Here is a 375-nt window from a genome sequence, read left to right on the forward strand (position 1 = left end):
GGGCAGGCCGTATTCCCGAAGACTGGCAGGACAAGCCGTCAAAGCTGTCGCACAAGGATCGCCATGCGCGCTGGACGCTGAAGTTCACGAAAGCGAAGCGGCAGGACGATGGAACCATGCCGTCGAGTGATCTCGCTATCCCATTCTTTGGCTACAAACCCCACGTCTCCATCGACCGGAAGTATCGGTTCATCCGCAAATGGAAGACAACAGATGCCGCCGCCAGTGATGGCGCGTGATTGAGAGAGGGGCTTCTGGATAAAGCCAATACCGACTCAAGCGTCTGGTCCGATACCGCGTATCGCTCTAAAGCCAACGAAGTCTTCATGGAAAAGCAGGGCTTTGTCTCAAAGGTCCACAGGAAAAAGCCGCATC

General features: G+C 55.5%; 1 pseudogene. It reads left to right on the forward strand.

Features of this window, described 5'->3' with window-relative positions:
* Nucleotides 1-375, forward strand: a pseudogene (locus KP705_RS19200) (IS5/IS1182 family transposase); the annotation flags it as partial.

This window comes from Gluconobacter sp. P1D12_c, from assembly GCF_018812105.1.
GTDB lineage: Bacteria > Pseudomonadota > Alphaproteobacteria > Acetobacterales > Acetobacteraceae > Gluconobacter > Gluconobacter oxydans_A.